The organism is Rhizobacter sp. P1_G5 (assembly GCF_056405435.1).
The window spans coordinates 1-13,688 of the sequence record NZ_JBFUCB010000014.1 but is presented as its reverse complement, the minus strand read 5'-3'; the positions used below and the strand labels follow the sequence as shown (position 1 = coordinate 13,688).

11 protein-coding genes are annotated in these 13,688 nt (G+C 69.3%); 5 read left to right on the top strand and 6 right to left on the bottom strand.

Annotation, left to right across the window (positions count from 1 at the left end; genetic code table 11):
- Nucleotides 1-3 precede the first annotated feature (3 nt).
- Both AC1D12_RS02315 and AC1D12_RS02310 read right to left on the bottom strand, forming a co-directional pair.
- Nucleotides 4-630 carry a response regulator transcription factor gene (locus AC1D12_RS02315; protein WP_047501398.1) on the bottom strand — a complete coding sequence of 209 codons (627 nt, stop codon included), beginning with the start codon at nucleotides 628-630 and terminating at the stop codon, nucleotides 4-6.
- Nucleotides 631-692: 62 nt separating this feature from the next.
- The gene (locus tag AC1D12_RS02310; protein WP_477838667.1) at nucleotides 693-2,735 is read right to left on the bottom strand and encodes a PAS domain S-box protein; all 2,043 of its coding nucleotides are present in this window, start codon (nucleotides 2,733-2,735) and stop codon (nucleotides 693-695) included.
- Nucleotides 2,736-2,891: 156 nt separating this feature from the next.
- On the opposite strand from AC1D12_RS02310, the gene AC1D12_RS02305 reads away from it, so the two are divergent.
- The 4 genes from AC1D12_RS02305 to AC1D12_RS02290 all read left to right on the top strand — a co-directional run bounded on the left by AC1D12_RS02305 (nucleotide 2,892) and on the right by AC1D12_RS02290 (nucleotide 7,232).
- The gene (locus tag AC1D12_RS02305; protein WP_047501401.1) at nucleotides 2,892-5,186 is read left to right on the top strand and encodes an NADP-dependent malic enzyme; all 2,295 of its coding nucleotides are present in this window, start codon (nucleotides 2,892-2,894) and stop codon (nucleotides 5,184-5,186) included.
- Between the two features lie 408 nt (nucleotides 5,187-5,594).
- On the top strand, nucleotides 5,595-5,936 hold the full coding sequence (locus AC1D12_RS02300) for a guanyl-specific ribonuclease (protein ID WP_477827694.1): 342 nt from the start codon (nucleotides 5,595-5,597) through the stop codon (nucleotides 5,934-5,936).
- 43 nt (nucleotides 5,937-5,979) lie between these two features.
- The gene (locus tag AC1D12_RS02295) at nucleotides 5,980-6,375 is read left to right on the top strand and encodes a barstar family protein (RefSeq protein ID WP_477838665.1); all 396 of its coding nucleotides are present in this window, start codon (nucleotides 5,980-5,982) and stop codon (nucleotides 6,373-6,375) included.
- Nucleotides 6,376-6,650: 275 nt separating this feature from the next.
- A complete protein-coding gene (locus AC1D12_RS02290) occupies nucleotides 6,651-7,232 on the top strand; it encodes an outer membrane beta-barrel protein (protein WP_465111357.1) in 582 nt (193 codons plus the stop codon).
- Here AC1D12_RS02290 and rsmA read toward each other — a convergent pair.
- The 3 genes from rsmA to AC1D12_RS02275 are packed head-to-tail and all read right to left on the bottom strand — an operon-like array spanning nucleotide 7,220 to nucleotide 11,678.
- Nucleotides 7,220-7,984, bottom strand: a complete 765-nt coding sequence (gene rsmA / locus AC1D12_RS02285) for a 16S rRNA (adenine(1518)-N(6)/adenine(1519)-N(6))-dimethyltransferase RsmA (protein WP_477838663.1) — start codon at nucleotides 7,982-7,984, stop codon at nucleotides 7,220-7,222. The two genes, AC1D12_RS02290 and rsmA, sit on opposite strands and share 13 nt — an antisense overlap.
- Nucleotides 7,985-7,995: 11 nt before the next feature.
- On the bottom strand, nucleotides 7,996-9,339 hold the full coding sequence (locus AC1D12_RS02280; RefSeq protein ID WP_465111359.1) for a peptidylprolyl isomerase: 1,344 nt from the start codon (nucleotides 9,337-9,339) through the stop codon (nucleotides 7,996-7,998).
- Nucleotides 9,336-11,678, bottom strand: coding sequence for an LPS-assembly protein LptD (locus AC1D12_RS02275; protein WP_477838661.1), 2,343 nt, complete (start codon nucleotides 11,676-11,678; stop codon nucleotides 9,336-9,338). Before AC1D12_RS02275 ends, AC1D12_RS02280 begins: the two co-directional genes overlap by 4 nt.
- A gap of 160 nt (nucleotides 11,679-11,838) precedes the next feature.
- On the opposite strand from AC1D12_RS02275, the gene AC1D12_RS02270 reads away from it, so the two are divergent.
- Entirely contained in the window at nucleotides 11,839-12,909 is a 1,071-nt protein-coding gene (locus AC1D12_RS02270) for an aminoglycoside phosphotransferase family protein (protein WP_477826513.1), read from the top strand.
- Between the two features lie 30 nt (nucleotides 12,910-12,939).
- Here the strand turns inward: AC1D12_RS02270 and AC1D12_RS02265 are convergent.
- A partial coding sequence (locus AC1D12_RS02265; RefSeq protein ID WP_477838659.1) for a substrate binding domain-containing protein occupies nucleotides 12,940-13,688 on the bottom strand: 749 nt, incomplete at its 5' end.

Here is a 13,688-nt window from a genome sequence, read left to right as displayed (position 1 = left end):
GCATTATGTTTCGCGCATCCGGTTGGCCAGCTCCACCGCGGACTTCACGTCCATCTTCTCGAACACCCGCGCCCGGTGCACCTCGACCGTGCGCACGCTGATGTTCAGCTCGTCGGCGATCAGCTTGTTGGGCCGGCCGTCGATCACGCGCTCCATCACCTCGCGCTCGCGCTCGGTCAGCTCGGCCAGGTGCTGCTCCAGCGTGACGCGGTCGCGCCGGCGCAGGATGGCCTGCGTGCTCTGCGCCAGCGCCTGCTCGACGCGGTCGACCAGCGCGTTGTCGGAGAACGGTTTCTCGACGAAATCGAAGGCGCCGCGCTTGACGGCGGCCACCGCGGTCGGCACGTCGCCGTGCCCGGTCAGGAAGATCACCGGCAGCGCCTGCAGCAGGTGGCGCTCGGCCAGCCGCTCGAACAGCGCGAGCCCGCTGGTGCCGGGCATCCGCACGTCCAGCACCAGGCAGCTCGGCGAGGTCGGCCAGCCGGCCGCCGTGGCAGCCGCCAGGCGCGGCGTGAGCATCGTCTCGAAGGCTTCGGCGCTCGCGAAGCCCTCGGACAGCAGCCGCCGCGAGCGCAGCAGCCAGGCGAGCGCCTCGCGCACGACGTCCTCGTCGTCCACCAGGTAGACCATCGGCAGGCCGAGGTGGGCGGGCGTGGCTGGGGTTGCGGTCGGGGTGTGGGGGGGACTGCTGGTCATGGGTTCGCGTTCCTGCTGTCGGCGGGCAGCGTGAACCTGAATTCTGCGCCGATCACGCGCTGTTCCACGTCGAGGCGGTTCTCGAACACCAGCAGGCCGCCGTGCTGCTCGATCACCGTGCGGCACAGGCTCAAGCCGAGGCCCATGCCCTCGGGGCGGGTCGTGAAGAACGGCGTGAACAGCCGCGCGGCCACGTCGTCGGCGACGCCGGTGCCGCGGTCGATGATGCCGAACGCCACCCAGCGGGCATCGACCGGGCGCACGCGGATCGTCAGCTCGCGTTCGGCGGCCGGGGTGTGCGATTCCATCGCCTGGATCGCGTTGCGCGTCAGGTTCAGCAGCACCTGCTCGAGCATCGTGCGGTCGCAGACCACGCGCGGCATCGGCTTCGGCAGGTCGAGCTCGATGCGCGTGCCGCTCTTGCGCGCCTGCAGCCGCACCAGCGGCAGCACCGCGTCGATCAGCAGGTCGGCGCGCACCGGCTCGCGCGCCTGTTCGCGCCGGCGCACGAAGTCGTGCACGCTCTTGATCACGCGGCCGGCCCGCTCGGCCTGCTCGGCGATGCGCTGCGAGGCCTGGCGCAGCAGCGGCACCGTCTCGGCGCAGTCGCCGTCGGCGTCGTTCATCAGGTTCAGCGAGCCGGCCGCATAGCTCGCGATCGCGGCCAGCGGCTGGTTCAGCTCGTGGCTCAGCAGCGAGGCCATCTCGCCGACGGTGGCCAGCCGCGCCGTTGCCTGCAGCCGCTCCTGCTGCTGGCGCGAGACCTCCTCGATCTTGCGTTGCGCGCTCACGTCGAGCGCCGCGCTCATCCAGCCGGTGTGGCGGCCGGCGCCGTCGACCAGCGGCGCCTCGAAGATCATCACCGCGAAGCGCTCGCCGTTGCGGCGCATGAAGACCGTCTCGTAGCCCTCGCGCGGCGGCACCGTGCCGGCCAGGCGCACCTGCTGGCGCTTCGTGTATTCCGAGGTCAGCTCGGGCGGCCAGTAGGGCGGCGTCATCTGCCCGACCAGCTCGTTCGCGCTGAAGCCCACCATCTCGCAGAACGCCGGGTTCACGTAGGTGATGCGCCCGTGCGGGTCGCGCGCCCGCAAGCCGGTGACCAGCGAATCCTCCATCGCCTTGCGGAAGCTCAGCGCCTCGGCGAGCRCCGCCTCGGCGCCGGCGCGCTTGCGCACGTCGCGCGCCAGCAGCACCACCACGCCGCCGAGCGCGAACGACAGCCCCAGCACCAGCGCGGTACTGAGGTTCGGGATCAGCTGCGGCCGGCCGGCGCTGCTGTCCACGCGCAGCTGCAGGCTCAGGCCCGGCAGGTCGACCAGCCGCTCGGCGATGAAGGCGCCCGCGCCGCGCGGCAGCCCGACGCGCGCGAGGCGCGTGCCGTCGCCCTCGACGAATGAGAGCTCGTGCACCCGCTTCACCTCGCTGCCCACCGTTTCCTCCAGCAGGCGGCCGAGCGCGAAGGTGCCGGCCATGTAGCCCAGGTGCTGGCCGCTGCCGGGGATCGGGATGCAGACATCCATCACCTCCAGCCCCAGCCCGCCGGGCAGCGGCACGAAGTAGCTGCGCGAGTACGACGGGCTGCCCTGACGGCGCGCAGTGGTGCAGGCGAGCTCGGTCTCCAGGTCGATGTCGTCGCGGCGGATCTGCGTGAAGGCCGAGCCGTGCAGCGGGGAATCGACCGATTCGGTGATCTCCAGCTGCAGGTCGCGCCGCTCGATGCGCAGCAGCTCCCGGTGCGTGCGCAGCAGCACCGCCGCATCCTGGCGCCATTGCTCGATCGACGGGTTGTTCCACAGCAGCGCCTGCAGGCTCTGCAGGTCGCGGCCGAGCGCCTGCTTGATGTCGCCGGCCGCCGCGGTGGCGGTGGCATCGACCTGCTCCTGCGCCCGGCTGCTCTCGTAGCCGAGCGTCAGCCACACCAGCAGCGACTGTGCGATCAGCAGCAGCGCCACCAGCGTCGCCCACAGCAGCGCGCGCCGCCAGCGCCGCGGCGGCAGGGGGTCGGAGGCGGAAGGCGGTGGGGGCAGGGGGGAGAGCATCGCAGGTGGGCGGGAGCCACCCTGCAGTATTGCGAATGGGCGGGCCGCCGAGGTACGCAGTTTCGCGCATGGGGGCCGGCGCCGGCCTGCGCAACACTCTGCTTCCCTCGCCCTCCTACAATGGCTCCCCCTTTCGAGGTCCCACGAGATCACGCCATGGCCCAATCAGACAACAAGCATGCGGAACTGCGCCGTGCGGCGCTGGAGTATCACGAGTTCCCGGTGCCCGGCAAGATCGCCATCGCCGCCACCAAGCAGCTGATCAACCAGCGCGACCTGGCCCTCGCGTACTCGCCCGGCGTCGCCGCCGCCTGCGAAGAGATCGTCGCCGACCCGGCCAACGCCTTCCGCTACACCGCGCGCGGCAACCTGGTCGCCGTCGTCACCAACGGCACCGCGGTGCTCGGCCTCGGCGACATCGGCCCGCTGGCCTCGAAACCGGTGATGGAGGGCAAGGGCGTCCTGTTCAAGAAATTCGCCGGCATCGACGTGTTCGACATCGAGCTCGCCGAGCGCGACCTCGACAAGCTGGTCGACATCATCGCCGCGCTCGAGCCCACCTTCGGCGGCATCAACCTCGAGGACATCAAGGCTCCCGACTGCTTCTACGTCGAGCGCAAGCTGCGCGAGCGGATGCACATCCCGGTGTTCCACGACGACCAGCACGGCACCGCGATCACCGTCGGCGCGGCCGTGCTGAACGCGCTGAAGGTGGTCGGCAAGGACATCGACAAGGTCAAGCTCGTCACGTCCGGTGCCGGTGCCGCGGCGCTCGCCTGCCTGGGGCTGCTGGTCAAGCTCGGCGTGCCGCGCGAGAACATCTGGGTCACCGACCTGGCCGGCGTCGTCTACGAAGGCCGCACCGAGCTGATGGACGAGGACAAGATCCAGTTCGCCCAGAAGACCTCGCACCGCAAGCTGGCCCAGGTGATGGACGGCGCCGACATCTTCCTCGGCCTGTCGGCCGGCGGCGTGCTGAAGAAGGAGATGGTCGCGACGATGGCGGCCAAGCCGATCATCCTGGCGCTGGCCAACCCGACCCCGGAGATCCTGCCGGAAGAGGTGAAGGAAGTGCGCGCCGACGCGATCATCGCGACCGGCCGCACCGACTACCCGAACCAGGTCAACAACGTCCTGTGCTTCCCGTACATCTTCCGCGGCGCGCTCGACAGCGGCGCGACCACCATCACGATCGAGATGGAGATCGCCGCGGTGCACGCGATCGCCGAGCTGGCCCAGGCCGAGCAGAGCGAGGTGGTGGCCGCGGCCTATGCCGGCGCCACGCTGAGCTTCGGGCCGGAGTACCTGATCCCGAAGCCGTTCGACCCGCGGCTGATGATGAAGATCGCGCCGGCCGTCGCGCAGGCGGCGGTCGACTCCGGCGTCGCCTCGCGCCCGATCAAGGACATGGACGCCTACCGCGAGAAGCTGCAGAGCTTCGTCTATGCCTCGGGCACGACGATGAAGCCGATCTTCACGCTCGCCAAGTGCGCGAAGCACAAGCGCGTCGCCTTCGCCGAAGGCGAGGAAGAGCGCGTGCTGCGTGCGGTGCAGGTGGTGGTCGACGAGAACCTCGCGCGCCCGACGCTGATCGGCCGGCCCGAGGTCATCGCGCAGCGCATCGAGAAGTTCGGCCTGCGCCTGAAGGCCGGCACCGACTACGACCTGGTCAACACCGAGCACGACGAGCGCTACCGCGACTACTGGCAGACCTACCACCGCATGATGGCGCGCAAGGGCGTGACCGCGCAACTCGCGAAGATCGAGATGCGCCGCCGCCTGACGCTGATCGGCGCGATGCTGCTGCACAAGGGCGAGGTCGACGGCATGCTGTGCGGCACCTGGGGCAACACCGCGATGCACCTGCAGTACATCGACCAGGTGATCGGCCTGCGCAAGGGCACCAAGACCTATGCCTGCATGAACGGGCTGATCCTGCCGAACCGGCAGGTGATGCTGGTCGACACCCACGTCAACTACGACCCGACCGCGGCGCAGCTGGCCGAGATCACCGTGATGGCCGCCGAGGAGCTCAAGCGCTTCGGCCTGCGCCCGAAGGCGGCGCTGCTGTCGCACAGCAACTTCGGCTCGAGCAACCATCCGTCGGCGGTGAAGATGCGCGACGCGCTGGCGCTGCTGCACGAGCAGGCGCCGTGGCTCGAGGTCGACGGCGAGATGCACGGCGACGCTGCGCTCGATGCCGCGTACCGCGCCGAGCTGATGCCGACCAGCACGCTGTCGGGCGAGGCGAACCTGCTGGTGCTGCCGAACATCGACGCCGCCAACATCAGCTACAACCTGCTGAAGACGGCGGCCGGCGGCGGCATCGCGATCGGGCCGGTGTTGCTGGGGGCGGCCAAGCCGGTGCACATCCTGACGCCGTCGGCCACCGTGCGCCGCATCGTCAACATGACCGCACTGACCGTCGCCGACGCCAACGCGGCACGCTGATCTGACAGAAACGGTCGCCGGCCGCGCGCCAAGCACAGCTTGGTGCGTGCGCCAAAAATGCCCGGGGGTCCTGCACGGGCATGTGACACCCCTGTCATCGACCCGATCCGGGTGTTTTATCGCTGTGATGCTGTCTGAATGTGCCGACTCATATGGCCTCAGACGAATGCGAGCGTTCACTGATTTCTGATCTCTCCTGCCCCAAATTGAGGCAGCAGCTTGAGCTTTGCGGGCCGATTCGGTACCATCCCGGTTTCTGAATTCAGGGATAACCCCGTGTCTCTCTCCGGTTTGCTGGCCGGTTCATTGCTGAGTTGTGCAAGTCAATTCGATGGCCGAGCCCGCAGGTGTTACCACCGGGGCCAGCAGGCGATCGCTGCGGCTGTCATGGCAGCGAGCCTGGTTTCCATGGCTGCAACTCCGGTGGTTGCCAAGGAAGCACCAGCGCCAGTGACCGAGATGGCGACGGTGGCCCTGGCGGCACTGCCGGCCGAGGCCCAGGCGACAGAGCGGCTGATTCGAACGGGAGGCCCGTTTCCGTATCCCAAGGATGGCAGCGTGTTCGGTAACCGCGAACGCCAGCTACCGTCACAGCGCCGCGGCTACTACCGCGAGTACACCGTGACAACCCCGGGGGCCAGGAACCGCGCGGCAAAGCGCATCGTCTGCGGTGGCTACCAGGTCACGACGCCGCAGGCCTGTTACTACACCGACGACCACTACGCGAGTTTTCGCCGCATCGTGAAGTGAGCATCAGTTGATGGATTCTTTTGAACCAAGGAGGAACGAGACCATGCTCTTGCAGACCGTCCGTCCAAACATCGTCCAGTCGATACGCGCCTACCGTGTCGAGGATTTGCAGGAGGCCGCGCAAAGCGTGGGCCAGCACTTCCTCTACGCCAACCTGACGAACGCCCAGTCCAAGCAGGACGTGCTGGACAGCATCGCCGAATCCTTCCTGTTCCCGTCGCATTTCGGCAAGAACCTGGATGCGCTGTACRACTGCATGACCGACCTGGTGCACAAGTCGGGCGCGCAACCCGGCTTCGTCGTAGTGCTGGAGCAGCTGCCCGACAACCCGCGCTTCGACCGCGAGGCCCGCGAGCAGTTGCTCGATGTCTTCCGCGACGCGGCCGATTTCTGGGCGGAGCGAAAAATACCGTTCAGGTGCTTCTATTCTTTTCAGTAGCCCGCTCCCAGGAACAAGGGTCATGGGAGCGGGCGACGGAAACGGCCCAGATTGCAGAGAACAAGCCCGCCAAGCCGGCGGCCAAGAGCGCAGCCAACGCGAACTTCGGGATGAACATGCCGATGATGAGCAGCGCCTTCGACACCTCGATGTGGCTGAACGCGGCCTGATCGATCGATCCCCTGTCAARCCCGCTTCGGCGGGCTTTTTCTTGGGCGCGATGCGCGGGCACAATGCGCCGCACACAACAGCGCCCACAGCGGCAGGGAGGAACCATGGCATTCGGTCTTGGCGCGCGAGCGTGGCTCGCAGCAGCGTTGGCATCGGGGTTGGTCGCGGCTGCGGCCGCGCAGGAGAACACCGGAGCCGCCGAGGCGCCGTCGGCCGCCGGGCCACAATCCGGGTGGTACGTGTCCGGCGGAGCCGGCCTCAGTCACTACCAGGCGCCAGGCGGGCAGGACAACCAGCATGACACGCTGACCGGTCACGGGGGCAAGCTGATGCTGGGCTATCAGTTCCGGCGCTCGATACGGCTGGAGGCGGGCGCCGTGTCGCTGGGCTCCGGCTGGCACACCGACCCCGCCATCGCGGTGGTCGGCGCATTGCACCTGGGCGACCACATCGCGCTGCTCGGCCGCCTCGGGGCCTACCACCGGCGCACGCCCCGCAGCGACACGTTCATCGTTCGCACCGAGGACAAGGAAGGCACCGAGCTCACGATCGGCGGCGGCATTGAGTGGTATCTGCAACCCCGGTTGTCGGCCCTGCTGGAGGTCGAATCCTTCGAATCGTTTCACTTCTTCGAATCCGATCGCGGTGCCGACATGGCGACACTGTCGCTGCGCTACCGCTTCTGAACCGCCTGCACCAGCGCCAGGTAGTCCGCCACCGGCACTTCCTCGGCGCGGCGTTGCACGTCGAAGGCACCTGAGAAACCGCGCTCGTCGAGCCAGCGGCCCAGCGTGTGGCGCAGCAGCTTGCGGCGCTGCGAGAACGCCACCGTCACCAGTTCGCCCAGCAAGGCCTGCGGCACGCCGGCGGCGTCGGGCAGCGGCTGCATGCGCACCACCGCCGAATCCACCCGCGGCGGCGGGTCGAACGCCTCGGGCGGCACGTCGAGCACCGACTCGATGTCGTAGCGCCACTGCAGCATCACGGTGAGCCGGCCGTAGTCCTTGTTGCCGGGGGCGGCGGCCATGCGATCCACCACCTCCTTCTGCAGCATGAAGAGCTGGTCTTGGACGTGGTCGACGGCGTCGAGCAGGTGGAAGAGGATCGGCGTCGAGATGTTGTACGGCAGGTTGCCGACGACGCGCAGCTTCTGGCCGGCCTGTTCTGCGAGTGCCGGGAAGTCGACCTTCAACACGTCCGATTCGACGACGTTCAGCTCGGGCCGCTTGCGCAGCCGCGCCGCCAGGTCGCGATCGAGTTCGATCACGGTCAGGCGTTCGCTGCGCTCGACCAGCGGGTCGGTCATGGCACCCAGTCCGGGCCCGATCTCGACGACCGCCTCGCCCGGGCGCGGGTTGATCGCATCGACGATCGCGCCGATGACCGAGTCATCGGTCAGGAAATGCTGCCCGAACCGCTTGCGAGGAAGATGACGCACAGGCTTGCCGCTTACTGCGGCGCCTCGCGCATCTCGATGTAGGCCCGTGCCCGCAGGTCGCGCGCCCAGTCGTTGTAGGCCTCTTCGAACTTCTGCTCGCGCAGGATGTTGCGGGCCTGCTCGCGCTGCTGCCGCAGGTCGAGCGTCATCTTGCGGCGCTCGACCACCTGGATCAGGTGCACGCCGAAGCGCGATACCACCGGATCCGACAGCCCGTTGATCGGCAGCGCGTTCATCGCCTCCTCGAACTCGGGCACGAAGCCGCCCGGCGACACCCAACCGAGGTCGCCGCCCTGCGCCGCGCTGCCGTCTTCGGAGTTGTCGCGCGCCAGCTGGTCGAAGTTGCGCGAGCCGCTCTGGATCTGCCGCTTCATTTCCTGCAGGCGCCGCACCGCGGCCTCCTGCGAGAGCTGCGCCGACGGCCGCAGCAGGATGTGGCGAGCGCGCGTCTGCGTCACCGAGAACGCGCCGCCCTCGCGCTTGTCAATCAGCTTCATCACGTGGAAGCCGGCGCCGGAGCGCAGCAGCGTCGGCGCGATCTCGCCCGGCTTCAGGCCGCGCACCGCCTCGACGAAGATGTCGGGCAGCCGGTCGGCCGGGCGCATGCCGATCTCGCCGCCGCGCGCCTTGTTGCCGTCCTCGGAGACTTCCTTCGCGACCACGTCGAACGGGGCGCTGCTGCGCACCCGGTTCAGCGCAGCTTCGGCCTTGGTGCGGCGCTCGGCGACCAGGCTCTCGCTCGCCCCCTCGGGCACGGTGACCAGGATCTGCGCGATGTTGTATTCGGTCGCGCTGCCGGCCGCGGCGCGCTGCTTGTCGAGCACGCCGTCGATCTCGGCGTCGGTGATCGTGATGCGGGCCTGCACCTCGCGCTCGCGCACCCGCTCGACCAGCAGCTGGTCGCGCACGTTGTTGCGAAAGCGCGCGTAGTCGATGCCTTCCTTCTTGAGCCGCTCGCGCAGCTGGGCCGGCGTCAACTGGTTCTGCGCCGCGACGTTGGCGACCGCGCGCTCGAGCTCCATGTCGTCGACGCGCTGCCCGACATCGCGCGCGTTCGTGATCTGCACGCGCTCGTCGATCAGCGCATCGACCACCTGGCGCCGCAGTTCGTCGTCCGGCGGCAGCTTGGCCTTGCTGCGCTGGGCTTCCTCGCGCAGGCGGTCGATGCGCTGCTGCACCTCGCCGGCGGTGACCAGCTCCTGGTTGACGATCGCGACGATGTAGTCGGCGGTCTGCGTACGCGTGGAGGGGCGCGGGGCGGGTGCTGCGGTCTGGGCCTGCACGGCCGCCGTCGCGACGGTCGCGGACAGCAGCGACATCAGCGCGCGGGAAGCAAGGCGTTGGAATGCAATCATGGTGTCGTGGGGCTGGCAGCGGGCGCGGCGGGATCGTCGCGCAGCATGCGGTAACCGGGGATATTGTCCTTCAAGACCTTCAGCGGGTTGGTCCCGAGGCGCGACAGGCCGATCAGCTCGAGCTCGAAGCCGAGCTGCGTGGTCGCCTCCTGCTGGCTGGTCGACAGCCGTTTCGCGATCACGCGGCCGATCCAGCAGCCGGCGTCGTACTCGAAACCCACCACCGAATCGGTGAGCCGCCGCTCGGACACGTTGTAGCTCAAGCGCCCGACGCTGTACCAGGCGCCGGTGCAGCGCCCGCCGCGGTCGCTGCTCTGCCCGGGGCGGCCGTACAGCGGCCACTGCCAGCCGACCTCGAACTGTTCGCTCGGCAGGCCGGTCACGCTGTCGTTGCGGTTGAAGCGGTAGTTGGTGTTGATCGTGCGGTACGGCCCCGGCGCGTAGCGCACGCCCAGGATCGAGCGCACCGTCTGGTGCTGCTCGGGGCTGTACTGCACGGCCGCGTCGAAGCGCCAGTGCTTCAGCAGGCCGGACGAGCCGGTCAGCAGCAGGTCCGACACGCTCTGCGAGATCGGCTGCTTGTCGGGCGTGATCCGCTGGTCCTCGAACAGGTAGCGCTGGGCCAGGCCCAGGCGCAGCAGCTCGGAGCCGTCGCCCGAGTCGAGCATGCGGGTGGTGACGCCGGCGGTCAGCTGGTGCGCATCCGACACCCGGTCGACGCCCGAAAAGCTGTTCTCGGTGTAGATCGAATCGAAGTTGAAGTCCTTCTCGGCCGAATCGAAGTTCGGCAGGTCGTTCTGCTCTCGGTACGGCGTCTTCGTGTAGAAGAGCCGCGGCTCCATGGTCTGGCGCGCCGGGCGGCCGAGCAGCTGCGTGTCGCGCTCCAGCACCCAGGCACTGTCCAGGCTGAAGGTCGGGATCACGCGGTGGAAGCGGTCGCGGCCGTCGGCCATCGGGGCGTCGAGCCGGTAGCTGGCGGCATTCACCAGCACCTTCGGCGTCAGCGTCCAGCCGGGCGTGCCGAACGGCCACGCCAGCGAGCCCAGCAGGTGCAGCCGCGAGCCGACGGGTCGCGGGTTCGCCGCGGTGTCGTCGGGCGCCACGCCGAGGCGGTGGCCGTCCGGGTTCACGAAGCGGTTGGCCTCGGCCTCCATGCTGAACTCGAGGCCGCCGACGAGCGGCTGCCAGGTGCGCACGCCGAGCTGCGGCAGCCGGTCGTAGGGGGTCGCGAGCGGGCTGTCGGCATCCTGCAGCACCTGCCAGCGCTCGACGCGCGCGTAGGTGGTCCAGAGGCCGAAGTCGCTCGCCACCTGCGCGTCGCCGAGCAGCAGCCGCGGCGTCAGGCTGTTGATGCCGCGCGGCAGGTCTTTCCAGTAGTCGTCGTCGCTGACGCGCATCACGTTGGTCCGGTAGCGCGTGTTGCCGAGCAGCACGCCTTCCTGCTCCAGGTTGAATGCGCTGCGGGTGATGCCGGCCTGGCGGTCGTTGGGCAGCAGGTTCAGGTCGACGCGGCCTTCGTGGCCCGGCTCGAGGTAGCGGAACTCGGTGTCGAGCCCGGCACCGCGCTTCGAGATGATGGCCGGCGTCAGCGTCGCATCGCGGTTCGGCGCGATGTTCCAGTAGTACGGCACGGCCACCTGCAGGCCGCTCTTGTTGTCGATGTCGATGCTCGGCGGCAGCCAGCCGGACTTGCGGTCGTCGCTCAGCGGAAAGCTCAGCACCGGCGCTGCGRGGATCGGCACGCCGTAGAAGCGCAGCACCGCACCCTGCGCGATGCCTTCGTTGTTCGCGAAATCGAGCCGCACGCGGTCGGTCGACAGGATCCACGCCGGCGGGCTGCCGTCGAGGTCGTCGACGCGGCAGCTGGTGTAGGTGGCGCCGGTCGCGACGGTCAGCTGCTCGCCGAGGAAGTCGAGCCGCTCGGCACTGCCGCCGGCCTGGGTGCGCGAGAAGAAGTAGGTCGGCTTCAGGAAGAAGCCTTCGAAGCGCTCGACCTTCAGCTGCAGCTCGGGACCGGTGTAGACGTTGCCGTCGCGGCTCACGCGCACCTTGCCGGTGGCATGGGCCAGGTCGTTCGACTGCTCGTAGGTCATGCGGTCGGCGCTGATCTGCATCGAGCCGCGCTGGAAGCGGGCATTGCCCTCGGCGATGACGTCCTGGTCGGGGCGGGCGCGGACCTCGTCAGCCTCGAGCACCATCGCGTTGTCCGGTGCGGAGGCGGCGGACGCCGGTGCGGGTGCCGAAGCCGCGGATGCCGCCGATGCCGCGGCAGCCGGTGGCACGACCGCCTGCGCCCACCCGACCGACGCCCAGCCCGCGGCCGAGGCCGCGAGGCTCAAGCGGATCGCGCAGACGCAGAGTCGGAGTGGGAACGGCGGCAGCAAGGGAGCGAGGACATCAGGAGCGGAGGGACGGCTCGGCGCCGCGGCACCGGCACGACGACAGGCGGCGCGCCCAGGGCGATTTGTAGAATCGATTATCCACGAGCAGTATCCCCACATGCCCCTGACCCCTGATCCGACGACCTCCGGGTCGACTGTGCCCCCGCTGGCCTGGCCCGACGACAGCCGCCGCGTCGCCTTCGAAAGCTGGCTGCGGCAATTGGCGGGCCGGGGCACCCACGCGAGCGGGGCGCGGCCGGCCAGCAACGACGCGAGCTTCCGCCGCTACCTGCGGGTCGACACCGAGGCCGGCACGCGCATCGTGATGGATGCGCCGCCCGAGAAGGAGGACTGCCGGCCGTTCGTGAAGGTCGCCGCGCTGCTGCGCGCCGCCGGCCTGAACGCGCCCGAGGTGCTCGACTGGCATGCCGAGGACGGCTTCATGCTGCTGTCCGACCTGGGCGACCAGACCTACCTGTCGCAACTCGACGATCGCAGCGCGCACGCGCTGTATGCCGATGCGAGCCAGGCGCTGGTGCGGCTGCAGGGCATCGAGGCGGCGTCGCAGCTGCCGGCCTACGACCGCACGCTGCTGATGCGCGAGATGCAGCTGTTCCCCGACTGGTACGTGAAGCACGCCGGCCACGTGCTGACGGCCGACGAGCAGGCCCAATGGGCCGATTGCGTCGAGCGCATCGTGCAGAACAACCTGGCCCAGCCGATGGTGCTGGTGCACCGCGACTACCACTCGCGCAACCTGATGGTCTGCCCGGCGGCCGGCGCGGCCACCAACCCCGGCATCCTCGACTTCCAGGACGCCGTCTGGGGCCCGATCACCTACGACCTGGCCAGCCTGCTGCGCGATGCCTACATCGAGCTCCAGGAAGACGTGCAGATCGACCTCGCGGTGCGCTACTGGGAGCGCGCGCGCAAGGCCGGCCTGCCGGTGCAGGCCGACTTCGGCGAGTTCTGGCGCGATTTCGAGTGGATGGGCCTGCAGCGCCACCTGAAAGTGCTGGGCATCTTCGCGCGGCTGTACCACCGCGACGGCAAGGACGGCTACCTGCAGAACCTGCCGCTGGTGTGGCGCTATGCGCACCGCACCGCGAGCCGCTACAACGGGCTCGGCGCGTTGGCGCGGCTGCTGGAGCGCCTGGTCGGCGAGACCCGCCAGGACGTGTTCCGGTAGCCCGGATGCGAATCCGGGGAGCGCCAGCGCCTACCGCGTCTGGCAGCCGGCGGCGGCGAGCCATGGGTCGGTCTCGCCGCCGCCGAAAGTCTCCAGCAGGAAATCGAYGAACGCCCGCGTGCGCGCCGGCACGTGCTTGCGCGTCGGCATCGCGGCGTAGATCGTGGTCGTCAGCAGGTGCCAGCGCGGCAGCACGCGTTCGAGCGCGTGCTCCATCAGCGCGTCCTCGACGACGAACGACGGCAGCCCGGCGATGCCCATGCCGGCGAGCGCGGCGGCGTACATCGTGTCGATGTGCGTCGTGCCCAGCGCGGGCCGCCCCGGCGTCAGCGTGTACGACTCGCCGGACGGCTCGTCATCGCCCCACACGCCCTCGTGGAAGGTCAGCTCCCGCAGGAAGGTCGGCACCATCGCCTCATGCCCGGCCAGCTCCGACGGGTGCACCGGCCGGCCGCGGCGGTTCAGGTACTCGGGCGAGGCGCAGGTGATGACCTCGGAGCGCGCGAGGCGCCGCGCGACGAAGTCGCCATCGAGCGGGCGGTCGCCGACCGACAGGATGCTCACGTCGAAGTTCTCGTCGACCGCCTCGACCGGGCCGGGGCACGACAGCTCGATCGTCACCTTCGGGAACAGCGTGCGGAATTTCGGCAGGTGCTTGGCGATCTGGTGCACCGCGAAGGMCGGCGGCGCCAGCACGCGCAGGTGGCCGCGCGGCTCGGAGGTGGCGGCGCTCGCGAGCGCCTCGGCCTCTTCGACTTCGGTGAGGATCTGCTGCACGC

Coding starts and splice junctions, on each gene's coding strand:
- AC1D12_RS02270 (WP_477826513.1), top strand. CDS start 11,839: ATGCCCCTGACCCCTGATCCGACGACCTCCGGGTCGACTGTGCCCCCG.
- AC1D12_RS02300 (WP_477827694.1), top strand. CDS start 5,595: ATGGCTGCAACTCCGGTGGTTGCCAAGGAAGCACCAGCGCCAGTGACC.
- AC1D12_RS02280 (WP_465111359.1), bottom strand. CDS start 9,339: ATGATTGCATTCCAACGCCTTGCTTCCCGCGCGCTGATGTCGCTGCTG.
- AC1D12_RS02305 (WP_047501401.1), top strand. CDS start 2,892: ATGGCCCAATCAGACAACAAGCATGCGGAACTGCGCCGTGCGGCGCTG.
- AC1D12_RS02315 (WP_047501398.1), bottom strand. CDS start 630: ATGGTCTACCTGGTGGACGACGAGGACGTCGTGCGCGAGGCGCTCGCC.
- AC1D12_RS02290 (WP_465111357.1), top strand. CDS start 6,651: ATGGCATTCGGTCTTGGCGCGCGAGCGTGGCTCGCAGCAGCGTTGGCA.